Source organism: Bacillus cereus group sp. BfR-BA-01311 (assembly GCF_022664295.1).
GTDB lineage: Bacteria > Bacillota > Bacilli > Bacillales > Bacillaceae_G > Bacillus_A > Bacillus_A cereus.
Map to the genome: position 1 here is coordinate 117,140 of NZ_JAKUHC010000008.1, position 25,266 is coordinate 142,405.

The following is a 25,266-nucleotide window of genomic DNA, read 5'->3' on the forward strand; positions in this document are numbered from 1 at the left end:
TCTTAGTGTCTGGCGTATTTTCAACAGTAATATTTTGGAGAGAAGCCTTTTGTGTTTGTTCCTTCATAGATTAGAAAGTTATTTAATATACAAGTAAATGGTTTATGTTTATAGACTGTATTTTTAACTGAAAGGAGGTAGTAGTTCTTATAATGAAACCAGTCCAGTATAAAATTCTACAGACTATCCAACCAATAAACTTCTTTTAAAAACATACTAATTTGAAGTTATGTTCCACATTGAGTATTTCGAATTTATTGTTGGTAAATGTAAGTACGTATTAATATGAAATCAATTGTAACACCTCCTTTTTTATTATTCTGAAAATACAAAAAGAAGTATACAATAATTTTGATTTAATTGGAATATATTTCTTCGCAGATTTCAATGTATAACGGATTATAACTAAACATAATTAAAGATAACTAGATATAATTAAGTTTGAGTATTTTCAGTTTTTTTTTTCGCAAAAAATTTCTCTTATGAAATAAAATCGCATATTTCGACATGGGATATTGTTATTTCATAAACATTTATTACATTTTTTCAAAAAAAATGAGGATCCACAATACTTTACTTGTTTAAATTGAGTGGATATTATTGTACAAATGTTTCTCAAAAATTAAATCTGAAAATATAGAAAAATTAGAATTTAAACTATAGTGAGAATGTTGTGGTATGTTCTGTTTGCAAGAATTAAATTTTGTACAAGTAATGCTTTTGGTAAAAGGAGGAGATACTAAAGTACTTTTTGTAGGTAATTTATTTATTGTCTTTTATTAAGAAGGGAGAAAAATTATGAAAACAATTAAATCATTTTTATTATGTGCTGTTTCTGTTTTTATGCTCGCAATTTTTACAGGATTCTCTCCTGCTCTGGCGGAAGAAAATGTTAATAAAACTGAGATAAAAGTATTTGCTGCTGCAAGTTTAAAAGATGTTTTAGAGGAAGTTACAGCTAATTATGAGAAAACTCATGGAAATGTAAAGTTTACTTTCACTTACGGTGGTTCAGGCTCACTTCAACAAATGATTGAGCAAGGTCAATCGGCAGATCTATTTATCTCTGCTGCCGAAAAAAATTTCACGCCCCTAGTTGAAAAGGGGTATATCAATCCGAGCCAAGCTATTAATTTTTTAGGGAATGAATTAGTATTGGCAACACCAATCGAAAATAATATTGTGCATAGTTTTTCAGACTTGAACACAAATAATGTGCAAAAGATAGCTATTGGTAATCCTGCAACAGTACCTGCTGGAATGTATGCAAAACAAGTATTTGAAGGGCTGAACCTGTATGAAGTTTTAAAACCTAAATTTGTATTAGCAACTGACGTAAGACATGTATTGTCGTTGATCGAAACGAAGCAAGTTGATGCTGGGCTTGTGTATAAGACAGATGCACTCATTTCACCTCAAGTAAAAATAGTTGATACAGCAGATTCTAGTTTACATGATCCTATTATTTATCCAATGGGTGTTCTTAAAGCGACACCGTCTCCAGTTGAAACTACAGAATATTATAACTATCTTCAAACGGACCAAGTAAAAGAAACATTTGTAAAATACGGATTTTCAGTGCTAAATCAGAAACAGGGATTAAACAAAGCAGCATAAACATAAATTGTAGATTTTGTACAAACTTAGAGTATCCACCATTAGATAAAAAATATTTAGTGGTGGATACTTTCTTGTTTTATAAATATCAAATTAAGTATTAACTATAATTAGATAAATAGAGAAGTTTTAATTCTTTTTTAGGAGCTACTTAAAATGAATTCTATGTTTGAAGTTGTCATATGTGATTTAGATGGTACTTTGCTAAACAATAATAAAGAGATTAGTAATAGGACATTAAAGACTATACAATCTTTAAATCAAATGAAAATACCTGTTATTCTTGCAACGGCAAGAGCACCAAGAGATATAGAAACTTATTTAAAAGAATTAGCACTTGATACTCCTAGCATTTGTTACAATGGGGCATTAATTTTTGATAATAGAAAAAGTGAAATACTTACGTCTAATATGATTGATATTTCCATAGTGAAAAAATTATTTGAAGTATTAAGAGAAGAAAAAAGCATTGAAAATTTTTTAGCTGAAAAAAATAACGAATTTTGGGTGGATGTAATAGATAAAGATGTACAGTGTTGGATTGATGCGGGGTGTCCACCACATGCAATAGGATATCCATCTACTTTTTTAGATGACCATTTATCTAAGTTGATCGTTAGGGGGAATACCGAATTTATTATCAGAATTTTGGAAAAACAATTCAAGGAACACTTAATTTATACATTTTCTGACTCCCGTAAAGTTTGGTTAGAAATTTTGTGTAAAAATGCAGGGAAAGCAGCGGCTGTAAAGTGGATAGCGAATCACTACAGTGTCCCACTTTCAAACATAGTGGCCTTTGGTGATGCAGAAAACGATATTGGAATGTTAGAACTAGTTGGTATGGGGGTTGCTATGGGGAACTCTGGAAAAGATGTGCAATTAAGAGCGAATTGTATTGCACCAACAAATGAAAATGATGGTGTAGCACACACTTTACGTGGGATTTTTTCTATATAAAGACTATAACTTATAAAGGGAAAGGATAGAATCTAATGACAAAAAACGGTTTGTTATATACATGTGGTAAATCAAAATCGATGTATCATGGTGAGGAAAATGATTCAATTATCATGCATTTTTTGGATAGTGTATCTTCTTATACACAAAATAAAAATGCTCGAATTATAGGAACTGGAATACTAAGATGTGAATTTTCTTCTCACATATTTGAGTTGCTCCATAAAAAAGGGGTACCGAATCATTATATATCCAATATAGGAATGGGGAGAATGAAAGTTAACAAATTAGATATGATTAAATTGGAGATAATTCCTCGAAATATTGCAGCTGGTTCAATTGTAAGGAATTATCCTATCCAATATGGACAAGTTTTTAATCAGCCTATTTTAAAGTTAGACCTCAAATATTCAAACGATCCGATGATGAATTCCGATTACATTGTTGCAATGGGCATTGCTACTAAAAGAGAAATAGAAGTTATAAGAGAGATAGCTTTTGAATTAAATGCTATTTTAAAGGGTTTTCTTTTGGAAAGAGGAGTAAAATTAGTTGACTTTAAGTTCGAAATGGGAAGAAATGCAGCAGGTGAGTTGGTAATAGGAGATGAAATTTCTCCAGATGGTATGCGTCTTTGGGATATAGAAACAAACCAATCTCTAGATAAAGATGTATTTCGTTACAACAAAGGGGACTTGGTACATGCTTATGAAGAAATATTGAAACGTATAATGCCAGTAGAGAGTATGAAATAATAAGATGAATAATGTAGATGTGAATTTTATTGAATACTCAACTGATACAGCTAGTTTTGAGTTATCTCCAGAGAGAGAACCGGTTTTATATGTAAATCCAGGTCAAGAAATCTCAATGGAGATCATGAATGCATTTTCACAAGAGACGGATAATGAAGAGGAACTAAATAATGTAATTAATAAAGGCAAACATCATCCGTTTACAGGGCCAGTTTATATCAATGGAGCATTGCCAGGAATGACGGTAGCTATAAAAATTAAAAATATTCATTTAGCAAAGCATGCATATACATGTATTTCGCGTTCTTCAGGAGTTTTGAAGGGTCAATTCACAGAACGAAATTATAAGAAAATAGAGATTAAAAATAATAGGATAGATTTTGAGGGAATTGATTTACAGGTTAGACCTAGCTTGGGAGGGATAGGACTAGCTGATCCCTTTAGAACAAGAAATGGTGCAACATGTAAATACGGAGGGAATTTAGATATCCGCTGGTTGGTTGAAGGAACAACAATTTATTTACCAGTAGCTGTCGAAGGTGGTTTATTATACGCTGGTGATTTACATGCTTTACAAGGAAATGGAGAACCCTCAGGGATTGCTTTAGAGGCATCAGGCACTTTACACATAAATGTAAATATATTTGAAAATAATATTCCTACTCCCATTTTACAGGTAGAACAAGGACTTGTAATAATTGGCTTTGGGGAGACATTTGAAGAAGCTGTTAAGATGGGCGTAGATACTTCTACAAAGATAATAGCTCAAGCAAATCATATGAATCAGGCAGATGCTTACATGTTATTGGGATGTACCTCAGACATTGTTATTGGGCACTTAACAGGGAGAATTAAAAGTGTAGGAGTGTTAATTCCATTTGAAGTTTTACGTATAGAAGATGTACTGATTAAAAAGTAAACAAAGAAGAAAATGAAAAATTATTAACATTTGATTTTATATTTTCTATGAAGAGAGGAATCACTTTGTCAGTTAATGAAGAGTTTATTACAATTGCTCTTTCAAAGGGACGCTTATTATCAGAAACCTTGCAGATTCTAAGAGCAAGTGGGATTAATACCCCCGTAGATTTAGAGAGTTCGCGTGAACTGTGTTTTGAGTTAAGTGAACAAAATTTGCGCTTTGTATTGGTAAAATCAGTAGATATTTTACTTTTTTTAGAGAAAGGGATTGCTGATTTAGGCGTTGTAGGAAGTGATTTACTATTAGAAAAGGGTGAAGGTTTTGTAGATATACTTGATCTTAAAATTGGGCAGTGTGAACTGTGTGTATGTGCAAAACCTGGAATAAATATAAGAGATGTAAAATCTGTAGCAAGTAAATATCCTGTAATTACAAAGAAATATTTTGATCAGCAATACCATGATATAGAAGTGATACATTTAAATGGTTCGGTGGAAATTGCTCCAGTATTGAATATGGCGGATTGTATTGTGGAAATAGTGCAGTCAGGTAAGACACTTGCCGAAAATGGATTAATAGTCTATGAAAAAATTGAAGAGATTTCAGCAAAAATAGTTAAAAGAAAAAAATCATTATGTGAAAAAGAAAAACAAATTAATGATTTTTTAGCAAACTTTAATAATTATTTTTATAACATTAATGTGCCATCTAAGTTATAAAAATAACATTTTGAGAAAATAGGTGGTGTTTTGAAGTGAAAATAATAGTAATAACTGGTGCAAATCGCGGTTTGGGATACGGAATTGCAAAATCATTTGCGGAAAAAGGGCATAAGGTTATTGGATTGAATCGGACTTTGTGTAAAGAAGAATGGTTAGAAGAAATTAAATGTGATCTTTCACAAAAGATAGATATTGAAAAGTCTGTTGCCGAGATAATTAGACGATATGGGAAAATAGATATATTAATAAATAATGCAGGTATAAGAAGATTTAATAACATTTCAAAGATAACAGAACAAGATTGGCAAGACAGTATAAGTACAAATCTTTCAGCCCCATTATGGTTGATTCAGTTTACTGCCCCTATGCTAAAGCAGAGTAAAGGGCTAATCATATTCATTGGAAGCCATGCGGGTGAATACTATTTTGAGCAAGGTGTTGCATATTCAAGTACAAAATCTGCTTTGCACGCAATGGCAGAGGCAGCAATACAAGATTTAAGATACGAAGGAATACGTGTTAGTCACCTATCCTTAGGAGCAATTGCCAACAGGTCGATGGAAAATGATGAATGGAAAATGCGCCCACAAGATATAGGTCAATTGGCTGTTGCAATCTCAGAATTACCATCCAGCATAATGCCTGCTTTTGTAGAAGTTCGGCCTTCTATGCCAAATAGGTCTCCAATTTCTGGATTGGAAAGATTACAGTATATATAGGTGTATTAGTGATGATTTTCTTTTTCATCCCCATTTTGTTACACAAAAATGGGGGTTTTTGGGGTTATCTTTAGAAAAGATTACTTTACAAAAACGAATTATAATTGAGCTGGGGATTAAAAGAGAAAACTGTCTATTGTGAATTTGAAAAAAGAATAACTATTTATTTAATATTTTTAATTAAACTAGTAATCCTTTAATAGAGGCTTTACCAAGTATACTATCGTACGAAGAGGCTTTTGATCAGCTCAGCTTTTTTTCAGCTTATCAAGAAAAAGAAAAAAACTTATCTGCACATCATAGGTATCATGCATTATTACGATTAACTCGTTTCTTTCAACCAATTGGTCAAACTCTAGATTTAGAAAGAAGGTTTTCTCGTTTTTTACGTTATGGTTATGTAAATCGTAATCCTTTACAAAAGCAACATATTCAAGTATTAAATGAGCTACATCAAAAATTGGTTGAAAAAGAAGAAATAGGTTTATCACCAGTCATAAGGTCAACTGCATCTAGTTTTACATTAATGGGGTTCCCAGGTGTTGGGAAATCTACCGCTATAGAGAGAATTTTATCTTTATATCCACAATTAATTATTCATCAGTATCCAATTAACACAATTCAAATTGTATGGTTAAAGCTGAATTGTCCGCATGACGGTTCTTTAAAATCATTATGTCAAAACTTTTTTGAAAAGATAGATTCATTGATAGGGACAGATTATTTCAAAAAATATGGTAGATCCCCTAATTCAGTAAGTTCAATGGTAACAAGAATGGGACAAATTGCAAGATTACATTGTCTAGGTGTTTTAATCATTGATGAAATACAACATCTTTTATCTACAAAAGGTGATGCATCTGAGAAGATGATGAACTTTTTCGTGACACTTATTAATGAAATTGGAATACCTGTTATGATGATCGGGACAATGAGAGCAAGGGCCCTTCTACAGAAGGATTTTAGACAGGCGCGTCGTGGAAGTGGTCAAGGAGATATGGTTTGGTAGCAAATTGATAATTCTGAAGATTGGGAGGTTTTGATTTCAAGTGTATGGGATTATCAGTGGACAAAAGAACATATCGAACTTAATCAAGATTTTATTAATTTAATATATGAAGAAAGTCAGGGGATTATAGATATAGCAATAAAAATATTTATATTAGCACAGGGGCGGGCTATTGAAACGGGTATAGAAAAAATTTCATTCGGCTTAATTAAACAAGTAGTTAAAGAAGATTTAAAGCTTGTTCAACCAATGTTGAATGCACTTAAATCTGGAATAGAATCGGAAATTGCAAAATATGAAGATATTATAGTTTTAGATTTACAAGAGTATATGTCAAATCAACATTCAATACTTGATATGAAAGCCAGAATCCAAGAGAAAAAGGAAAGAATATCAAAAGAACGTCAAAGCAAAGAGTTAAATAAATTAGAAAAATTGATTTTAGCTCTGATGAATTTAGAAGTAAATGAAATAAATGCCGAAAAATTAGCTAAGAGCGTAATAAATAAATTTCCTAACTTTACGATTGCGCAATTAATGAAGGAAGCGCTTCAACAAATTAGTAACAATGAAACAAAAACAGAGAAAAGTAAAAATGAATTGTTTAATGAAAATGTTTTACAATCATTTATTAATAAGGGGAAAAAGAAAAAACAGTCAGCTTATGAGACATTATTTGAAAATGGTTATATAAAAAAACCTCTAAAATAAATTTCTTAAATGGAAGAGTGATAATATTAGTATTCTTATTTATTATACAGGTTTATAAATAATGTTATGGGTAGTTTTTTTATAGTCATAGGGAGGCGTTTATTTGTTACCGTATTTTCCAAGTCTATATGAAGATGAGCTTATTTATAGTGTTTTTGCGCGTTATTATAACCATATAGGTAGTCCAAGTAGAAAGTTGAGTATAAGAAGAAAAGATTTGATTCCAGGTAAATCATGGACAATTAGTACTGATTTACCTACTTCTTTAAATAACATAATGAAACGATTAAACATATTTGCATATCCATCTGTAGATTCTTTAATAAAAAGAAATACTTTGTATTTCTACTATACAAATTTTTTTGGAAAAGAGATAAAAGAAAAAGTATGGGATGTTATGTGCAATGGTGGGAATGTTAATGTAATAAGTCTTATTGGAACAAGAGTATATACAACAATACAAAATCAGTACTTTAAGTATTGTCCGTGTTGTGTAGCTGACGATTATGAAAAGTTTGGAGAAACGTACTGGAGGTTACAACATCAGATACCTAGTGTATTTATTTGTGAGAGACATGAAACATACTTGTTAGATAGTACTGTGGTATATAAATATAGTAATACCCAATATTTAGAGCCACCTACTATTGAGAACTGTCCAATAGTAAGAAAGGAAGTAGCTTATTCGGATAGGACTAAAATGTATCTTAAATATATAACTAAAGAAAGCATTCTTCTAGCTAATAATAATTACAATTTCAAAGATGTGAATCAAATATATCGTACAATCTTAACCCAAAAAGGATATATAAATAAAAATGATTTAATTGATAGAAAAAAGTTACTTAAAGATTTTTTAGAGTTTTATGGAGAAGAATTATTAATTCTTATGAATTCAACAATCACAGATAGTGCGAATTGTTGGCTTATCAAATTAATTAGAACTCATTATACTTCGTTTCATCCTATCCGACATATATTACTTACTATTTTTTTGGGTAAATCCGTGAAAAATCTAACTGAAAATAATGAGGGGAAAATTAATCCTTTTGGCGAAGGACCATATATTTGTTTGAATAAAGCAGCAGAACATTATAATACTCGTATTATAAAAACAGTCGAAATAAAAACATTTAAAGATAAAATAAAAGGGGTTTTCGAATGTAATTGTGGATTTAGTTATTCTAAATTGGTGCCGGATCATATTTCCGATGAAAAAACGTATTGGAAAATTGAAAAATACGGAAAAATTTGGAGAGATAAGCTATTTGAGCTAAGATATGTTGAAAAACTATCAATTGCTAAGATAGCGAGAATATTAGGTACATACGGTGCTAAAGTAAACTATCATTTAAAAAATGAATTGTGTCTTGAGGATAGACAAGAAGAATTAAAACATCAAAATCGAAGGAGATATTTAGATTTAAAAGAAAAACATCCTGATTTTTTAATCATGCATCTAAAAAGAATTGATACGAATTTAATCGCATGGCTGTATAAAAATGGATAATGGAAAATAAGCCGAATGTTAAATATAGGCGTGATAACAATTCTAACACTTATAGAGAAGTGAATTGGCCGGAAAAAGATCAAGAATATTTACATAAATCAAGAGGCATTTTAGATAAATTATACCAGATTGAGCCTCCAATACATGTTACTAAAAATCGAGTAGCAAAAGAGTTAGGTATAAAGGGGTTTACAGGATATGAAAAGAGAACACCTAAAACTGTACAGTATTTACAGATGCATACTGAAGATAGAGAAGGTTATCAGTTGCGAAAAATTAAATATATTATCCCTATATTGATTAATAAAGGAGAAAAAATTATTAAAAATAACATACGAAGTTATGGATCCGTTAAATGTTTCGAGTTTAAAAACCCTGAAATGCAGAAAGAATTTATTGGACTAAGAGAGAAGTATAATTTTTAATATATATAGTGTACAACTATATTGTTTTAATAATCGTCTTGATTAATTATAGAGGCAGTTAAGGAATAACTTTATTGTAAATGTTTGTAAATATAAATGAAAAACAGAGAATCATATACTTTATGATGTATAACTATCTTGAAACAAAACGCTTGTTTCTATAACTTTTTTTGTTACTATTAATAATGAATAAAAATAAAGTATTAGGGGAAATAAAATGAAAAAAGCAATTGATCATATCGGAATCGCAGTTCGTGATATAGATAGTACGATACGTTTTTATGAACAGGTTCTATCAGGGAAATTAATAGATCGTTACGTAAGTGAAGCACCAGGTGTGGAAAGTGAAGTCGCTATTATAGAAGTGGATGGAGATAGAATTGAACTACTTGCACCGACGAATAATACAACATCACCAATTGCCCGATTTATAAAACAAAAAGGGAAAGGTGTTCATCACGTTGCATATCATGTCGATGATTTAGATGTAGCTTTAGAAGAATTAAAAAAACAAGGTATTCGAACATTAGAGCATACACTCCGAATAAATAAACATGGCAGACGATTAATTTATCTGAACCCAGCGGATACAGAAGGAACGATTATTGAGTATTGTGATTATCCAGAAGAGAAATAAAGGGATTTTATTATTGAAAAGGGTATTGCATAATAACGTAATACCCTTTTTGTTTATGTATTTGCTATGTGCTTACAACAGACAGATATCTTTTCAAAAGATATCTGTTTTCTTGCTATATGTAATATGAAGCATAAGTTTGTCGGAACGGCAAGTTTATGCTTCTTTTTGTTTGCGGCAAACTTATGCTTCCAAGATTTGAAGAGTATTTTTAAAGTCGTCTTTAAGTGTTTAAAAGAAGATGTGATGTTTTGAATGTATAATTTTTGGGATGTTTATTCGAAATACGAAGAAATGTTATAAACACAGTGATTGAAATAAATCCAAAGTAAACTTTTGGGTAAAAGTTTACTTTAGGATTTCGAATCATTTATAGCTAATTTTGTAATAAATTTATCAATATAGATTTACACTTCATTTAAAAAACTTTGCAACAGAACTGGATAGACAATTAGTCATTAAAAATACAAAAATCTATTATTAGGAAATATTGCTGCAGGCCAGAACAGCTCCTCCATCACTCGGCCTATATAAAAAAACCGAAGTCATTGCTCAGACTTCGGTTTTTCAGCTGTACTTATCTCCACCCTTTTATCTCTTAACAAAACTTTGCAACAAAACACTATATTTCCTATTAATATAGTTAATCCAATCGAGCAAGCCGAAATAATTTTTTGAAGTATGCATACTCATTTTCTAATTAGATTAATATAAAGGGAATAGAAACGTTATAATATTTTTTAGTTTGGAAGAGCGTAAAATTTCACTTTAAATGTACCGTTAGAAGTATATCCGCTAGGAGGACCTGCGATATACAAATTCTTTCTATCATCTCCTGAAGGGATCGTTAGAATAGAACCATCTCTAACATTTGACCAAATCCCACGGTCTGAACCGTTACGTATATCTTTTGCAACGCTAAATGACAAAGAGGTAGCACCTGCTCCTTCTAAAACAACTCGTACTTTGGTACCTGCTGCAAGATGTTCAAGTGAAAAATTATTACTTGATCTACTGCTTTGACCAGGCTGTGCCTTATAAAGTGACTCCACTTCTCCTGCTAAACTCCCTGTTACATTAGATAATTTGAATATTTGATTATTACCACCATGGAAATTATATACTGTAACATTTGTTCCATTTGCAGTACCATAGCCACTTACATCTAACACTTTGTTTGTATCCTTCTTATTCCTTACATAATAATATCCATTTCCTGCTTCTGTTGGTATCCAATATTGCTCTTCCTTATTTTGATTAGATGTAGCAATCACATTATTGGAACCATTAAGATCATTCCAAGCTAATACTAAATTTTGATTTGCTATATTTTTAATTTGATATGCTAATTTATTTGAATCATATACTAGCTTCCATTTTTGATTATTAGCGTTGCCATTTTGCCATAATTGAACATTTCCATCTGCTTGATTTAAGTCAACGACACTACTATTATTTAAAGTAGAAACTATTTGATAAGTACCACCATCTTCTAGTTCTGGTGCGTAAGGGTCAAAGTTAATGGGTGGCTTTGCACTAGCAAGGGATCTTTCAAAATTTCCATCTTTGATTTCAAGTGTTGCAGATCCAAAGTTCGTAGTCATTAGTTTTTCTCGAATAGCTAGGCTTGGATAGCCATTCCAACCAACCATTGGTAGTTGGAGCCACTGGTGATAATAGTTTTCTGGCGGCTCGTCATTGCTATTAGCCAGGCGAAAAGCATGTGTCAAGCCGCCGTCCTTATGGTATACAATTTTCGGGTGGTTTCCATCGAATCTAACGTTTGAGCGAGGGTTAGTGTACCAATTACCATGTGCTGAATAAGTTACATATTGAACCTGACTATCTTTAACCCAAACTATTGTGTGTTCCCAGTCATTTCGATGTCCAAGCGCAACAGGGCCCGAAGTTTGTTGATCTTTCTCAAAGTAACTCGCATACATAATGGCAGTCCAACCATTATTTGATTTGGCCCGAGAATAAGTGTTTGAATTTTCCAGTCGGTTAACATCTCTACAGACACTTTCCGGGGAACCGCCCAAACTTAGGCCAGGGTTAGTCGTGCCATCTGGAGAAATTGCTGCAGTCGCATAACACCCGTCTGTGTCGTAGTCATACTTAGGAGCATAATCTAACTCTATCTTTGACGCATTTTGTGGAAGTGCCTTGATTACATCCCCATATGCTTTTGGGGTAGAAAGAAAACTCTTATCAAATTCTCCACCTAAATTGAATGCAAATGTACTCAATACTATTAACGCAGTCATTACTATTTTTGATATTAATTTCATGTTCCCCCTCCTAGTTATATAAATAAAATCATTACTAAAAACATTTTTTAAAAGTAGCGTAGATTATAATTTCCAGCTTTGATACTCCTTTCATATAGTTTTTTGGAGAATATAGCTCTTAACATACATCGTAAAGGTCAACCCGTGTCTAAACGTAAAAATCCTAAAAATGAAAAAACGAACTGAATTCCCATAAATATTTCAAAGTATCTAGTCGATATGGATATAGCGGTTCATTTCTAAAATTATTTTCATGTGTCAATAATAGAAATATATTTTTTATTATGGTTACTTTTCAACTAGTACAATATCATCAAGATTGACATCAAAGCTGAACGCAGCAAGATGATAAATGTAGAATTCACTTGAATTAGTAGAATTTGGAGTAGTAAATTCGACCGATTTTTGCTCATACTGTGAGGAATTGAATCCCAAACTAGCTATGCCTCTTCCATTAACATCTACTGATACCCATACTTCTGAACTAGGAGTATTTACTTTTCCAGATGCGGACAGTATGTAGGTAGTATTAGGTTTCAAATTTATGGATCCAAACAATGCTGAACCGGTTGATGCGTTTACATGAAGCCCTTTAGAATTATTTACTCCTGCATTCTCTTCAATATTGTATTTTATATTACCAAATGGTTTAAGAGGTTCTAAACTTGAATTGTGATCAAAATCCATATTTAAAACATAAGATTTCTCATTTGCCTTTAACTGTACATTATCAAACTTAGCCCTTCCATTTGCTGTGGAAGCAAGTTTAACAGCAAAGTTTGACACATCCTCACCTGTTTTAAACTTCATCTCATAATGTTCCGGCTTAAATCCTGTATACTGCTTCTTTGTTAATGGAACTATTTCTTGAGTGGCATTCAGATTACCGACTGTTACTTCTGCTGGAGAACCTATACTTCCCGCTATATCAAATGATAATGTATATTCTGTATTCGGCTTTACAGTAACAAGCTGATAGGCTGTGTCTGTATGCATTAATTTCAGATAGTGATTGCCTGGTTCAGAATTTCCAATATTCTCGGTAGAAGAATTAGGATTAGATAAAATCCAGTTATTTAGCCCATCCTCAAAACCTCCATTCCTAACTTGTTCATTTGCAGATGGACTATCTGCTGATACAATACCTGAAAAACCTATACTGGTACTTAATACAATTGCTGTAGAAAATACTCCTATACCGATTTTTTTAAACAATTTCTTCATCTCCTTTGGTCAGGTTAAAATCTATTTTTTCATACTTTCTATATATATTTGGATAAACCTGCCAAAGAACAACTTTATTAATAAATGGTTTATAGGTTATTTTCAATTGAAAGTTCTTCAACATATACAAGGACACCTTGCTCAAATTGAACGGGTAAAGAAAGCATATCAAGAGGGCAAAGTGAACTATTAACTAACGGAAGCGTCAGTTCCATTTGCTCGTTTATTAAGGTTATTCGTATCAATTTGACTAAACATTATGCCAAAGCTACATGAATAAAACACACGGAAAGCTTATGGGTTAATAATTAACTCATGGCCAACTTATCCTTCCAATTCCGTTAAATAATTAGATAATCACCTACAAAAATAAGTGTTTTCTGGCCAACTTATGCTTCCGATTGTGGGAATTTATGGGTAAAGTGACGCTATACAAGTGTGTATTACATATATGTAACACTCCAGCGATGAGATAAGTAAAGTTTGAATATTCTTCTAATATATGTGCAGTGTACAACTATGTTGTTTTAATAATTACCTTGATTAATTAATTATGGAAGCATACAAGGAGCAACTTTGTTGTAACTATTTCAAAATTAAAGCTGAAAAATAGGGGGTTATATACCTTCTGATGTACAACTATCTTGAAACAAAACAACAGGTTCTATCAGGAGAATTAATAGATCGTTACGTAAGTGAGGCAACAGGTGTAGAAAGTGAAGTAGCCATTCTTGAAGTGGATGGAGATAGAATTGAATTACTTGCACCGACAAATAACACCACTTCACCAATTGCCCGATTTATAAAACAAAAAGGTAAAGGTGTACATCACGTTGCGTATCGTGTTGATGATTTAGAGGTGGCTCTAGAAGAGTTAAAAGAACAAGGTATTCGGACATTAGAGCATACACTACGCATTAATAAGCACGGTAGAAGGTTAATTTATCTTAACCCAGCGGATACTGAAGGAACGATTATCGAGTATTGTGATTATCCGGAAGAGAAATAGAAGAGGGATATTTTTTTAAAGGTGTTACGTAATAACGTAATACCTTTTTATTTATGTATTTCACATTTTCTTCACAAATGATTCACGATAACTTTTCTTCTTTGATAACTTACATAAATATATTTTATGATATAATAACAATCGGCTTTAAAAATGTAAGTTGTATCTATCATAATAGTTACTATTATATTGGAAGTTTAGAGGTGGAAGAGAAATAAAGAGTTATACTTTCTAGAAGTTTATATTTAATCAGGTTAATATTTTGCCCAAGAATCAAACTCGGGAAGTAAAAATAATGAAAATATAGCGATGAGGAAGAAAGAAGTGAAATGAGTGTGAAAGTAATGAAAAGGTTAGGGACATTGTTATTACTTGCATGTGTGCTTATCATATTGATACCGAAAAGTGCATCTGCTCATGCATACGTTGTGAAATCAAACCCTACTGAAAATGAAACATTGAAGAAAGCACCGTCTGTTGTGAAAATCGAGTTCGATGAGGACATACAAATCTCAAGTTTTAATACATTGTACGTGAGAGATACATCAGGTAAAAGGGTCGATTTAAAAGATGCTCATATTGATAAAAAAAATAAAAAGCTATTAGAAGCTGGATTGAAAGAGAATCTTAAAAATGGTCTCTACTCTATTCAGTGGAAAGCTATTTCAGCTGATGGACATCCCATTCAAGGAGTTATTCCATTCCGTATTGGATTAGCGGAAGCTGGAGCAGATGATATACAAGTAGAAGAGATGGGATATGTTCCGCAAATTGATATGATCATGGAACGTGGAATTTTATATACAAGTTTCTCACTATTTATAGGAGTGCTATTCTTTAATCTTATTATGTATAAAGGGAATGCAACCTCGGTTCGATCAAGGAGTAAGAACATAATATGGATTTCCTTATTAGGGATATTTACTAGCTTGTTATTCAATCTACCACTGCAAGCGAAAATAAATGCTGATGTTTCATGGCTAGAAGCATTCAATCCTTTACTATTAAAAGAAACGTTACAGCTTTCTGTTTTTAGTTATGTTTGGATTACTCAAATGGTTCTCATTAGTTCGCTTATAATCGTTACGTATTTTGCGATGAGGCGTGAGAAGCTATCGTCTTTTAAAGTATGGAGTATTCCAATAGTGCTGTTTATTGGAATACTTGTTATGAAAGCATTTAATAGTCACGCATATGGTTTAAAGTTTAAAGATATTGCTGTTGTTATGGATTTTTTACATTTATTCGCAGCTTCATTATGGATTGGTGGTTTATCGTCTATTATTCTTCTGTTACGTAAAGAGGATAACAAATGGAATATGTATTGGTATATGATTAAGCGTTTTTCACCGTGGGCAACATGCGCTGTCATTGTGATTTTAATAACAGGTCTTTTTAACAGTACATTTTTTATTCCAACAATCCACTCGTTATTTGATACGAAGTATGGATTAGCTTTACTAGCAAAGATACTTTTATTCGTTTTCATGGGGATATTGGGAATTATTCATTATGTGAAAGGGAAAATGAGAGCGGAGCAAGGATTAGGTGCTACGGTGAAAGTAGAGTTTATCATTGGAATTATCATTTTCGTCATCGTAGCTTTTATGACAAACGTACAAACACCACCGATGCCTCCTACTGGACCTTTTACAGAGAGTAAACAATTAGATAATGGATATGAAATGACGCTAAATGTAAGTCCTAATAGAGTAGGACAAAATATATTCCATATTACTTTAAAGGATGAGAACGGACAACCCGTTACTGATATGGAACAAATTATATTAACGACTCAATCGTTAGATATGAATATGGGAAAAGGATCATTTAAAGTTTCGGCAGTTTCACCGGGAGAATATGAAGCAGAAGGTATGTATATTAACATGACAGGAAACTGGAATATACAAGTACATGGATTAACGAAATCGCTTGATAGCTTCGATACGGATTATAAATTTATTGTAGGTGGCAGATAAAGTGAAACTTTAAGCAGCCCTCATCAATTGGGCTACCCGGCGAATAGCGGGATAAAGAGTAGGGATAGATAAAAAGGAGCTAATTGAAAATGGAACGTATAAAAAAATTAGGAACAACAATGATCGCAACAGCAATTACAATGGGAATGTTTTCGTTACCTGTTAGTGCGCACGTTACTGTGAAGCCAGCAACTTCTGACATCGGTTCTTGGGAGACTTACACGATAAAAGTACCAGTTGAAAAGAATATAGCAACAACAAAAGTTACACTGAAAATACCGTCTGGTGTGGAATTCCAACAGTATGAACCAGTGCCAGGGTGGAAAATGGAAGAGCAGAAAGATAATGCCGGAAAAGTGAAAACTGTAGTATGGGAAGCAATAGGAGAAGGGATTTTACCCGGTCAGTTCCAGCGATTTACTTTCGTCGCTAAAAATCCGGATAAAGAACAAAAAATAGCTTGGGATGCATATCAACAATATAAAGACGGAGAAATTGTTGAATGGACAGGCGATGAGAAAGCTGAAAAACCGCATTCACTTACTACAATTGCAAAAGGTACGTCATTAACAGGAGAACATGGTGAAGTATCTAATGTAGAAAAGAATGAAGGTACTAGTAATATGCAGTTGATAGCAATTGTTTTATCTATTTTGGCAATTGTATCTTCGGTAGGTGCGTGTGTTTTTGTAGTGCGTCGTAAAAAATAAGATATAAAAAAGAGCCTACAAATAGTAGGCTCTTTCTCATATTTATTTCACTTCAACCTGCTGCCTTACAGCAAGTGTTTTCGGCTTTATATTTACAAAACAAATGCTCACAACAATAAATAATAGGCCAATAAATAAGCTCATTGTAATGGCTTCATGTAAGAAGATTGAACTTACAATAATAGCGATAAGGGGAATAAGGAATGTATAAGCCCCTACTTTACTCGCTTCACCAGCTCCAACGAGTGTGAAGTATGCAAGCCACCCCATTGCAATAACAAAGAATGAAATAAAGAGTAGTACACTAACAAATGGCATACTCCAAGCAATACTAGACCAACTTTCAAATTCTGAGCCAAATCCGATTAAACAAAGACCACCGATAAGAAGCTGAATTGTTACCATCCAAATGGCATTAACACGGTGACCAGTCTTCTTAATGAATACTGTGCCAAGTGCCCAGCCAATAGCGCATCCTAACGCGAGAAGGATTCCAATAACAGAAATATGTCCTGTTAAACTGCTTGAGCTAATAACACCTACACCAATAAATCCAAGAACAAGCCCGAAAATTTTCAAGCCGTACATTGATTCTTCAAGCCATATCCACGAGAAAATACCGAGTAAAACTGGTTGTAGAAATACAATGGCGGAAAATAACCCAGCAGGCATATATTGAAGACCAACAGTTTGTAACCCGTAAAATATAATGATGTTAAGTAAAGAAGAAATAACATATAAATGCCACGTTTCTTTTAAATGTAATTCTTTATATTTGGGTAGAGCGAAAAGGAGTAAAATGAATCCTCCAATTAAAGTTCGAACGCCTGCAAATAAAACGGGTGGTGTATAATGCAGGGCAAACTTAGATAAAGGCCAATTGATTCCCCACATGAAAACGAGAAAGGTAAGGATTATGGCCGTCTTAGTTCGAGAAAGCTGTGTCACGGTAAGACCTCCTTGTTGTTATTCATTTCACTATGATATGATATCGAATGTAATAAATAAAATGAATCTTTTTTATAAGGAGTATAAGTGATTAGTTATGACTATTACACAACTGCAAGTATTAATAAAAACTATTGAGTTAGGTAGTTTTACGAAGGCTGCCAGGGTGTTAAATATGACGCAGCCAGCTGTAAGTCATGCCATTTCAAGTATTGAGTCAGAGTTAGGAGTTACGATTCTTATACGTGATAAACGACAAGGATTACTCGTTACGGATGTAGGAAACAGAATTCTTGTACATATTAGAGAGATTTTGAACGGTGTAGAGAAGATTGAACAAGAAGTTGCGATGGAGAAAGGACATGAAGTGGGGACGATTCGAATTGGGAGTTTTCCGAGTGCTTCTGCACATTTCTTACCGAAAATGATAAACCATTTTAAGGAGAAGTATCCGAGCTTAGAGGTCGTTCTTTGTGAAGGAACAATTAAAGAAGTTGAAGATTGGTTAATATCGAGGGTTGTTGATATAGGAATTGTTATTTTGCCTAATAAAGAGATGGAGATTGTCCCGTTAACGAAGGGAAAAATGGTTGCTATCTTAAGAGAGGATCATCCTCTTTGTAAGAAGGACTCTATTACAATTCGTGATTTGGAGAATGAACCGATCATATTATGTAAGGGCGGATACGAACCACCCATCATTGATATGTTTAAACAAGCCAACGTACCACTTCGGGCTGAGTATGTAATTTCTACCGTTACTACAGCTTTAAATATGATTCAAGAAGGATTAGGCATTGCAATATTAGCTGAATTATCTTTAACGAATTTACCACAGAATGTGCAAACGAGAGAATTGGAACCGCAAGTATGGAGAGAAATTGCTTTAGCTGTTCCTTCATTAAAGGATTCTTCAATCGCTGTACAGCTATTTATTGAAGAATTTCAAGCGCTATTTGCAGAATAAAAAGGGGTGTCTCATATATCATAATGGGGCACTTTTTAATTTACTTATAAAAAATCTATGAAAAGGATTGACTTATTTTTAAGTTGTAACTATAATGATTACATCGAGGTGGTGATTATGATGAAAATTAGTAGCCGCTTTTCCATAGCTGTTCATATTTTATCTATTTTAAAAAACAATCCATCTTCACTTTGTACTTCAGACTATATGGCTGAGAGTGTCAATACAAATCCAGTAGTCATTCGTAAAATCATGTCGTACTTGAAACAAGCTGGCTTTGTTTACGTAAATCGTGGACCGGGTGGCGCGGGATTACTAAAGGATTTACATGAAATCACATTGTTAGATGTGTATCATGCAGTGAACGTAGTCGAAGAAGACAAGCTATTTCATATTCACGAGCAACCGAATCCAGATTGTCCAATTGGGGCGAATATTCAAGCGGTGTTAGAAATTATTTTAATTCAAGCACAATCCGCGATGGAAGAAGTTTTGAGAAATATTACGATGGGGCAGTTGTTTGAAACTTTGCAAGAAAAAATGAATGCTTAAATAATATTTATATTTTTTTATCATTAATGTAACTGATTTGATTACAACGATAAGGTAAGGTGTAAAAGTTATGACTGTAAAAATGAAAGTATACTCAGATTTTATATGTCCGTTTTGTTTTTTAGCAAAAGGTCCATTAGATGAGGTAGCGAAAGAGAAAGATGTAGAGATTGAATGGATGCCATTTGAATTACGTCCAAGTCCATATTCAAAAATAGATCCATGGAATGAACCAGAAAAATTAGGTTCATGGGATGCTTTCATTCTTCCGACAGCGAAGAAGTTAGGAATTGATATGCGCTTGCCACGTGTTTCACCACATCCATATACACATTTAGCTTTCGAAGGATGTCAATTTGCGAAAGAACGTGGACTAGGTAATGAGTATCATCACCGCGTATTCACAGCATTTTTCCAAGAAGAGCAAAACATTGAAGATATTGATGTGTTAACAAAATTAGCGGTAGAAGTAGGACTTCCTGAGGCGGAATTTAAAGATGCTTTAGTAACTCGTAAATATAAAGAAAAGCATCAAGAAGCAATTCAACACGCATATGATGAAGCGAATATTATGGCTGTTCCAACTGTCATGATTGGAGATGAAGTCATTCAAGGGCTTGCTAGTAAAGAAACACTAGAAAGGGTCATTGATAAAGAAATTGAAAAGGATAAAACAAATTCATTTGAAGGTATGCAATGTAATACCGATGGATATTGCTAATTCGCTTGTTATGAAATAACAAAATAAATTATAAAACAAACATTTGGAGGAATTAAAATGTCAGCAACTACAACAAACTTAAAAGAAGCAATCGTGAACCGCCGTTCAATTCGTAAAGTAACAAAAAACGATGCAATTACGAAAGAAAGAATTGAAGAAGTGTTAAAAACAGCTTTACACGCACCAACATCTTTCAATATGCAAAGTGGTCGTATGGTTGTATTAATGGATGGAGAGCATGAAAAGTTTTGGGATATCGTTAAAGAAACACTAAGAGCACGCGTACCAGCAGAAAACTTTGAAGCGACTGTAGAAAGACTAAAAGGCTTCCATGCAGGTGTAGGAACAGTTCTATTCTTTGAAGATCAAGCAACTGTAGAAAAAATGCAAGAAAATGCCCCATTATACAAAGATCAGTTCCCATTCTGGTCTCATCAAGGAAATGCGATGTTACAACATACTGTGTGGATGCTATTATCTGCTGAAGGAATTGGGGCGTCATTACAACATTACAACCCAATCGTAGATGCTGAAGTGAAAGAAACTTGGAACATTCCGGCAGAGTGGAGCTTAGTAGGTCAAATGCCATTTGGTGAATCAAACGAACAACCAGCAGAAAGAACGTTCTTGCCTACTGAAGATGTAGTGAAGTTTTATTAAGAAATACAATATGTAACGAGAAGGAAGCTGTGCTTAAAAACAGCTTCCTTTTTTGTAGTGGTGTTAATTTATGCGCATTTAGGGAAGAAATATAAGAAATAATACGGTGAGAAGGGAATTAGAAAAATGAATGATGAGAAAAAATATACAGTGGTAGGTACTGATGTTGAGGAAGTAAAGCGTTTAAATAAAAATTCAGGGTTAACGTATAATCAAGTGAAAGAAATGTTAGCAAAGCAAATGCAAAAAAAGAAGTAATTAGATTGAAATCTTTCATTTTTTCATTTAGCATTTTGATTGGAGAGAGTTAAGTAAAAGGTAACTCTCTTTTTTGTATAGCTAAGCATCTTATAGAGTGGAGGAAGCAACATGAAGAAATGGGTAAAGGTAACGCTGTCTATCACTGGAGGCATTGTCTTATTAGCGTGTGCCGGCGGATATTACGTGTATAAAAATTATTTTCCAAAGGAACCTGAGCGTATTGTATATGATAAAGAAAGAGTGCTACAACCGATACATAATCAGCTTAAAGGAATCAATATAGAAAATGTAAAGATAAAAGAAAGAGAAGTCGTAAATGCGACTGTAGATGAGCTTCAAAAAATGATTGATGATGGAAAGTTGTCATATGAAGAATTAACGAGTATTTATCTCTTTAGAATACAAGAACATGATCAAAATGGAATAACATTAAATTCTGTTACAGAGATAAATCCTAATGCGATGGAAGAAGCAAGAAAGTTAGATCAAGAGCGGGGTAGAAACAAAAATTCGAATTTATATGGTATTCCTGTCGTTGTAAAAGATAATGTACAGACGGAAAAAGTGATGCCCACTAGTGCAGGAACTTATGTATTAAAAGATTGGATTGCAGATCAAGACGCAACAATTGTGAAGCAGTTGAAAGAAGAAGGAGCATTTGTTTTAGGAAAAGCGAATATGTCTGAGTGGGCGAACTATTTATCTTTTAAAATGCCAAGCGGGTATAGCGGGAAGAAAGGACAAAATTTAAACCCGTACGGTCCGATTACATTCGATACTTCAGGATCAAGTTCAGGATCTGCTACAGTAGTTGCAGCAGATTTTGCGCCGCTTGCAATTGGAACAGAAACGACGGGATCGATTGTTGCACCAGCGGCGCAGCAATCAGTAGTTGGGTTACGTCCATCTTTAGGTATGGTAAGTAGAACAGGAATTATTCCATTAGCTGAAACTCTTGATACAGCAGGACCTATGGCAAGAACAGTAAAAGATGTAGCAACGTTATTTAATGCAATGATAGGTTATGACGAAAAAGATGTTATGACAGAAAAAATGAAAGATAAAGAAAGAATTGATTATACAAAGGATTTATCAATAGATGGATTAAAAGGGAAAAAGATAGGGCTTCTTTTTTCTGTAGACCAACAAGATGAAAATAGAAAAGTAGTAGTAGAAAAAATTAGAAAAGACCTTCAAGATGCAGGTGCGATATTAACTGATAATATCCAGTTAAGTGCTGAGGGTGTAGATAATTTGCAAACATTAGAATATGAGTTCAAGCATAATGTAAACGACTATCTTTCACAGCAAAAGAATGTACCGGTAAAATCGTTAGAAGAGATTATAGCGTTTAATAAAAAGGATAGTAAAAGACGAATAAAATACGGACAAACATTAATTGAAGGGTCTGAAAAATCTGCTATAACGAAAGAAGAGTTTGAAAACGTAGTGCAAACGAGTCAAGAAAATGCAAGAAAAGAGCTAGATAGGTATTTAGTAGAAAAAGGTTTGGATGCTCTAGTTATGATTAATAACGATGAAGTCCTTCTATCAGCTGTAGCTGGTTATCCGGAATTAGCGGTTCCTGCTGGATATGATAAAAATGGAGAACCAATCGGTGTAGTGTTTGTAGGGAAACAGTTTGGTGAAAAAGAGCTTTTCAATATTGGATATGCGTATGAACAGCAGTCCAAAAATAGAAAATCACCTAGTTTATAAAAGATTATATGAAAAATAACTGCCACCGAAATTATGTTGGTGGATTCCAGTTAAACGAATCTAACAATATGAAAAGAAAAAAAGGATTCTTCTCAATTAGTAAGAAAGATTGTCTATAGGAGTTCATAAAATGTAATATATTCAATTTCCATCCATTGAAGGGGGAGGTTAATTCTTAATGAATGAAGTAAAGAGTTTTTTTCGAAGTAGAGGGTTTCAACGGTTTCTCGTTTTAATAATAGTAGCGCTTGTATTATACGCATTAAAAAGTATGATTAATTTAATATTAATTACGTTTATACTGACGTTTTTAATGGATCGATTTCAACGTTTTATTTCAAGAAAATTGAAAGTAAACCGGAAAATTGTTATTGCATGTTTATATATAATACTAGTTTCCTTTATAGGCACAACATTATATAAATATTTACCTGTGCTGACGATACAAATTTCACAATTAATTTATCAATTTAAACTGTTTTTTCAAAATCCACCTGATAATGAAATCGTTAAATATGCACTTTCGACAATTAATGGGATGGAAGTATCAAAATATATAGAACAAGGTGTAGACGTCATATATCAATCAATAGCAAATATAGGAAAGGTAAGTTTACAAATATTATTATCTCTAATTTTAAGCTTGTTTTTCTTATTAGAAAAAGAGCGTATTATTACATTTACATCAAAGTTTAAAGATAGTAAGTTAAAAATCTTTTATGAAGAAATTGCATATTTTGGTGAAAGATTTGCAAGATCGTTCGGCAAAGTAATTGAGGCTCAGTTTTTAATTGCCGTTGTAAATTGTATTCTTACTGTCATTGCATTAATCGTTTTAGGATTTCCACAGCTACTTGTATTAGCTGTTATGATTTTCTTACTAGGGTTGATTCCTGTTGCAGGTGTGATTATTTCTTTGTTTCCACTTTGTATCATTGCTTACAACGTAGGCGGAGTTATGTACGTAGTATACATACTCGTATTCATAACAGTAATCCATGCTCTTGAAAGTTATTTTTTAAATCCGAAGTTTATGTCTGCAAAAACAAATTTACCAATATTCTACACATTTATGATTCTTATCTTCTCAGAGCATTTCCTTGGAATATGGGGGCTTATTATCGGGATACCAATCTTTATCTTTTTATTAGATGTACTTGATATAAATAATGAGGATGCGACTAAAAAATAAGAAGTGATAGAAAATCACTAAAAAGTCATAGGAGATAATGAAAATAAAAAGCAATCCAAAATAAATTGGATTGCTTTTTATCTTAATTAAAGAACCGGAGCCATTGTTTCTTTCAATACTTGAACAGAGTGGTCGAATTTTAATTCTTCATCTTCACTTAATTCAACCTCTAAAATTTCACGAACACCGCCGCGATTTAAAACAGCAGGTACCCCGATATAAACATCTTTTTGACCGTATTGACCTTCTAAGTAAGCTGATACAGTTAATACACTATTTTCGTCGTTTAAAATTGCTTTTGTAACACGTAGAAGTGACATACCGATACCATAATAAGTTGCGCCTTTACGCTCAATAATATGGTAAGCTGCATCACGGACGTTTATGAAAATTTTGTCTAAATCTTCTTGATTATACGTGTTGTCTTTTTCAAGCAGTGTTTGTAGTTTTTGGATACCAACGGAAACATGACTCCAAACAGGAAGCTCAGTATCGCCGTGTTCTCCGATAATATAAGCGTGAATGTTGTGTGGACCAATATCGAAGTACTCACCTAACATATAGCGGAAACGAGCAGAATCAAGCGTTGTACCAGAACCGATTACACGTTCTTTCGGTAAACCAGATTCTTTCCAAGTTACGTAAGTTAAAATATCTACAGGGTTTGTTGCGATTAAGAAGATGCCATCAAATCCGCTATCCATAATACTGCGAACGATTTGTTTGAAGATTTTAGCGTTTTTCTCAACTAAATCTAAACGTGTTTCGCCTGGTTTTTGTGGTAATCCAGCTGTAATAACTACAAGGTCAGCATCTTTACAATCTTCGTAGCTGCCTTTCCATACTCTAGTTGGAGCTGGTGCGAATGGAACAGCATGACTTAAGTCCATTGCTTCCCCTTCAGCTTTTGCCTCATTTACATCGACTAAAACAAATTCTTCAGCTACAGCCTGGTTAATCATGCAGTAAGCATAGCTACATCCAACTGCTCCTGTTCCTACTAATACAACACGGTTAATACCTTTTTTCATTTCAAAATTCCTCGC

At 33.1% G+C, this 25,266-nt stretch carries 23 protein-coding genes and 1 pseudogene; 20 read left to right on the forward strand and 4 right to left on the reverse strand.

Annotation, left to right across the window (positions count from 1 at the left end; genetic code table 11):
- Positions 1–798 precede the first annotated feature (798 nt).
- The 10 genes and pseudogenes from modA (at position 799) to MR136_RS19125 (ending at position 9,987) form a co-directional block, all read left to right on the forward strand.
- Positions 799–1,617 (forward strand): molybdate ABC transporter substrate-binding protein, encoded by an 819-nt coding sequence (gene modA / locus MR136_RS19080; RefSeq protein ID WP_017673918.1) that lies wholly within the window; start codon positions 799–801, stop codon positions 1,615–1,617.
- Between the two features lie 156 nt (positions 1,618–1,773).
- Positions 1,774–2,577 (forward strand): Cof-type HAD-IIB family hydrolase, encoded by an 804-nt coding sequence (locus MR136_RS19085; protein WP_001087478.1) that lies wholly within the window; start codon positions 1,774–1,776, stop codon positions 2,575–2,577.
- A 35-nt stretch (positions 2,578–2,612) separates the two neighbouring features.
- On the forward strand, positions 2,613–3,332 hold the full coding sequence (locus MR136_RS19090; RefSeq protein ID WP_000164571.1) for a phosphoribosylaminoimidazolesuccinocarboxamide synthase: 720 nt from the start codon (positions 2,613–2,615) through the stop codon (positions 3,330–3,332).
- Between the two features lie 4 nt (positions 3,333–3,336).
- Positions 3,337–4,251 (forward strand): acetamidase/formamidase family protein, encoded by a 915-nt coding sequence (locus MR136_RS19095; protein ID WP_031312327.1) that lies wholly within the window; start codon positions 3,337–3,339, stop codon positions 4,249–4,251.
- A gap of 65 nt (positions 4,252–4,316) precedes the next feature.
- Positions 4,317–4,973 carry an ATP phosphoribosyltransferase gene (gene hisG / locus MR136_RS19100; RefSeq protein WP_098512112.1) on the forward strand — a complete coding sequence of 219 codons (657 nt, stop codon included), beginning with the start codon at positions 4,317–4,319 and terminating at the stop codon, positions 4,971–4,973.
- Between the two features lie 35 nt (positions 4,974–5,008).
- Positions 5,009–5,695: an SDR family NAD(P)-dependent oxidoreductase gene (locus MR136_RS19105; protein ID WP_000692393.1), complete on the forward strand. Its 687-nt coding sequence runs from the start codon at positions 5,009–5,011 to the stop codon at positions 5,693–5,695.
- Between the two features lie 190 nt (positions 5,696–5,885).
- A pseudogene (locus MR136_RS19110) lies at positions 5,886–7,415 on the forward strand (ATP-binding protein); the annotation flags it as partial.
- A gap of 103 nt (positions 7,416–7,518) precedes the next feature.
- Positions 7,519–8,925 (forward strand): TnsD family Tn7-like transposition protein, encoded by a 1,407-nt coding sequence (locus MR136_RS19115; RefSeq protein WP_061457064.1) that lies wholly within the window; start codon positions 7,519–7,521, stop codon positions 8,923–8,925.
- A complete protein-coding gene (locus MR136_RS19120; protein WP_017673913.1) occupies positions 8,925–9,350 on the forward strand; it encodes a hypothetical protein in 426 nt (141 codons plus the stop codon). Before MR136_RS19115 ends, MR136_RS19120 begins: the two co-directional genes overlap by 1 nt.
- A gap of 217 nt (positions 9,351–9,567) precedes the next feature.
- Positions 9,568–9,987 (forward strand): VOC family protein, encoded by a 420-nt coding sequence (locus MR136_RS19125; protein WP_017673912.1) that lies wholly within the window; start codon positions 9,568–9,570, stop codon positions 9,985–9,987.
- A gap of 740 nt (positions 9,988–10,727) precedes the next feature.
- On the opposite strand, the gene MR136_RS19130 is transcribed toward MR136_RS19125, so the two are convergent.
- Both MR136_RS19130 and MR136_RS19135 read right to left on the reverse strand, forming a co-directional pair.
- Positions 10,728–12,278, reverse strand: coding sequence for an NPP1 family protein (locus tag MR136_RS19130; RefSeq protein ID WP_103621453.1), 1,551 nt, complete (start codon positions 12,276–12,278; stop codon positions 10,728–10,730).
- Between the two features lie 288 nt (positions 12,279–12,566).
- A complete protein-coding gene (locus MR136_RS19135) occupies positions 12,567–13,493 on the reverse strand; it encodes a carbohydrate binding domain-containing protein (protein ID WP_078421582.1) in 927 nt (308 codons plus the stop codon).
- Positions 13,494–14,133: 640 nt separating this feature from the next.
- On the opposite strand from MR136_RS19135, the gene MR136_RS19140 reads away from it, so the two are divergent.
- From MR136_RS19140 to MR136_RS19150, 3 genes are all read left to right on the forward strand, one after another.
- Positions 14,134–14,511, forward strand: a complete 378-nt coding sequence (locus MR136_RS19140) for a VOC family protein (RefSeq protein ID WP_017673436.1) — start codon at positions 14,134–14,136, stop codon at positions 14,509–14,511.
- 329 nt (positions 14,512–14,840) lie between these two features.
- Entirely contained in the window at positions 14,841–16,490 is a 1,650-nt protein-coding gene (locus MR136_RS19145) for a copper resistance CopC/CopD family protein (RefSeq protein ID WP_139365896.1), read from the forward strand.
- A gap of 89 nt (positions 16,491–16,579) precedes the next feature.
- Positions 16,580–17,200, forward strand: coding sequence for a YcnI family copper-binding membrane protein (locus MR136_RS19150; protein WP_000439685.1), 621 nt, complete (start codon positions 16,580–16,582; stop codon positions 17,198–17,200).
- Positions 17,201–17,242: 42 nt separating this feature from the next.
- Here the strand turns inward: MR136_RS19150 and MR136_RS19155 are convergent, their stop codons facing one another.
- Complete coding sequence (locus tag MR136_RS19155) at positions 17,243–18,148, reverse strand: DMT family transporter (RefSeq protein WP_000192812.1); 906 nt, start codon at positions 18,146–18,148, stop codon at positions 17,243–17,245.
- Between the two features lie 97 nt (positions 18,149–18,245).
- On the opposite strand from MR136_RS19155, the gene MR136_RS19160 reads away from it, so the two are divergent.
- From MR136_RS19160 to MR136_RS19185, 7 genes are all read left to right on the forward strand, one after another.
- Positions 18,246–19,115 (forward strand): LysR family transcriptional regulator, encoded by an 870-nt coding sequence (locus MR136_RS19160; RefSeq protein ID WP_000156743.1) that lies wholly within the window; start codon positions 18,246–18,248, stop codon positions 19,113–19,115.
- A gap of 120 nt (positions 19,116–19,235) precedes the next feature.
- Positions 19,236–19,667, forward strand: a complete 432-nt coding sequence (locus MR136_RS19165; protein WP_000704073.1) for an Rrf2 family transcriptional regulator — start codon at positions 19,236–19,238, stop codon at positions 19,665–19,667.
- 70 nt (positions 19,668–19,737) lie between these two features.
- Positions 19,738–20,388, forward strand: a complete 651-nt coding sequence (locus MR136_RS19170) for a DsbA family oxidoreductase (RefSeq protein WP_000216673.1) — start codon at positions 19,738–19,740, stop codon at positions 20,386–20,388.
- A 57-nt stretch (positions 20,389–20,445) separates the two neighbouring features.
- The gene (locus MR136_RS19175; protein WP_001277023.1) at positions 20,446–21,048 is read left to right on the forward strand and encodes a nitroreductase family protein; all 603 of its coding nucleotides are present in this window, start codon (positions 20,446–20,448) and stop codon (positions 21,046–21,048) included.
- Positions 21,049–21,174: 126 nt separating this feature from the next.
- Positions 21,175–21,306, forward strand: a complete 132-nt coding sequence (locus MR136_RS28460) for a hypothetical protein (RefSeq protein WP_000997344.1) — start codon at positions 21,175–21,177, stop codon at positions 21,304–21,306.
- A gap of 111 nt (positions 21,307–21,417) precedes the next feature.
- Positions 21,418–23,028 carry an amidase family protein gene (locus tag MR136_RS19180; RefSeq protein WP_017673434.1) on the forward strand — a complete coding sequence of 537 codons (1,611 nt, stop codon included), beginning with the start codon at positions 21,418–21,420 and terminating at the stop codon, positions 23,026–23,028.
- A 178-nt stretch (positions 23,029–23,206) separates the two neighbouring features.
- Entirely contained in the window at positions 23,207–24,220 is a 1,014-nt protein-coding gene (locus MR136_RS19185; protein ID WP_001006597.1) for an AI-2E family transporter, read from the forward strand.
- An 86-nt stretch (positions 24,221–24,306) separates the two neighbouring features.
- Here the strand turns inward: MR136_RS19185 and MR136_RS19190 are convergent, their stop codons facing one another.
- Positions 24,307–25,251 carry an L-lactate dehydrogenase gene (locus tag MR136_RS19190; RefSeq protein WP_000715321.1) on the reverse strand — a complete coding sequence of 315 codons (945 nt, stop codon included), beginning with the start codon at positions 25,249–25,251 and terminating at the stop codon, positions 24,307–24,309.
- Positions 25,252–25,266: the final 15 nt, after the last annotated feature.

Coding starts and splice junctions, on each gene's coding strand:
- MR136_RS19125 (WP_017673912.1), top strand. CDS start 9,568: ATGAAAAAAGCAATTGATCATATCGGAATCGCAGTTCGTGATATAGAT.
- MR136_RS19120 (WP_017673913.1), top strand. CDS start 8,925: ATGGAAAATAAGCCGAATGTTAAATATAGGCGTGATAACAATTCTAAC.
- MR136_RS19180 (WP_017673434.1), top strand. CDS start 21,418: ATGAAGAAATGGGTAAAGGTAACGCTGTCTATCACTGGAGGCATTGTC.
- MR136_RS19140 (WP_017673436.1), top strand. CDS start 14,134: ATGTACAACTATCTTGAAACAAAACAACAGGTTCTATCAGGAGAATTA.
- MR136_RS19085 (WP_001087478.1), top strand. CDS start 1,774: ATGAATTCTATGTTTGAAGTTGTCATATGTGATTTAGATGGTACTTTG.
- MR136_RS19165 (WP_000704073.1), top strand. CDS start 19,236: ATGAAAATTAGTAGCCGCTTTTCCATAGCTGTTCATATTTTATCTATT.
- MR136_RS19190 (WP_000715321.1), bottom strand. CDS start 25,251: ATGAAAAAAGGTATTAACCGTGTTGTATTAGTAGGAACAGGAGCAGTT.
- MR136_RS19160 (WP_000156743.1), top strand. CDS start 18,246: ATGACTATTACACAACTGCAAGTATTAATAAAAACTATTGAGTTAGGT.
- MR136_RS19145 (WP_139365896.1), top strand. CDS start 14,841: ATGAGTGTGAAAGTAATGAAAAGGTTAGGGACATTGTTATTACTTGCA.
- MR136_RS19090 (WP_000164571.1), top strand. CDS start 2,613: ATGACAAAAAACGGTTTGTTATATACATGTGGTAAATCAAAATCGATG.
- MR136_RS19095 (WP_031312327.1), top strand. CDS start 3,337: ATGAATAATGTAGATGTGAATTTTATTGAATACTCAACTGATACAGCT.
- modA (WP_017673918.1), top strand. CDS start 799: ATGAAAACAATTAAATCATTTTTATTATGTGCTGTTTCTGTTTTTATG.
- MR136_RS19185 (WP_001006597.1), top strand. CDS start 23,207: ATGAATGAAGTAAAGAGTTTTTTTCGAAGTAGAGGGTTTCAACGGTTT.
- MR136_RS28460 (WP_000997344.1), top strand. CDS start 21,175: ATGAATGATGAGAAAAAATATACAGTGGTAGGTACTGATGTTGAGGAA.
- MR136_RS19175 (WP_001277023.1), top strand. CDS start 20,446: ATGTCAGCAACTACAACAAACTTAAAAGAAGCAATCGTGAACCGCCGT.
- MR136_RS19130 (WP_103621453.1), bottom strand. CDS start 12,278: ATGAAATTAATATCAAAAATAGTAATGACTGCGTTAATAGTATTGAGT.
- MR136_RS19170 (WP_000216673.1), top strand. CDS start 19,738: ATGACTGTAAAAATGAAAGTATACTCAGATTTTATATGTCCGTTTTGT.
- MR136_RS19150 (WP_000439685.1), top strand. CDS start 16,580: ATGGAACGTATAAAAAAATTAGGAACAACAATGATCGCAACAGCAATT.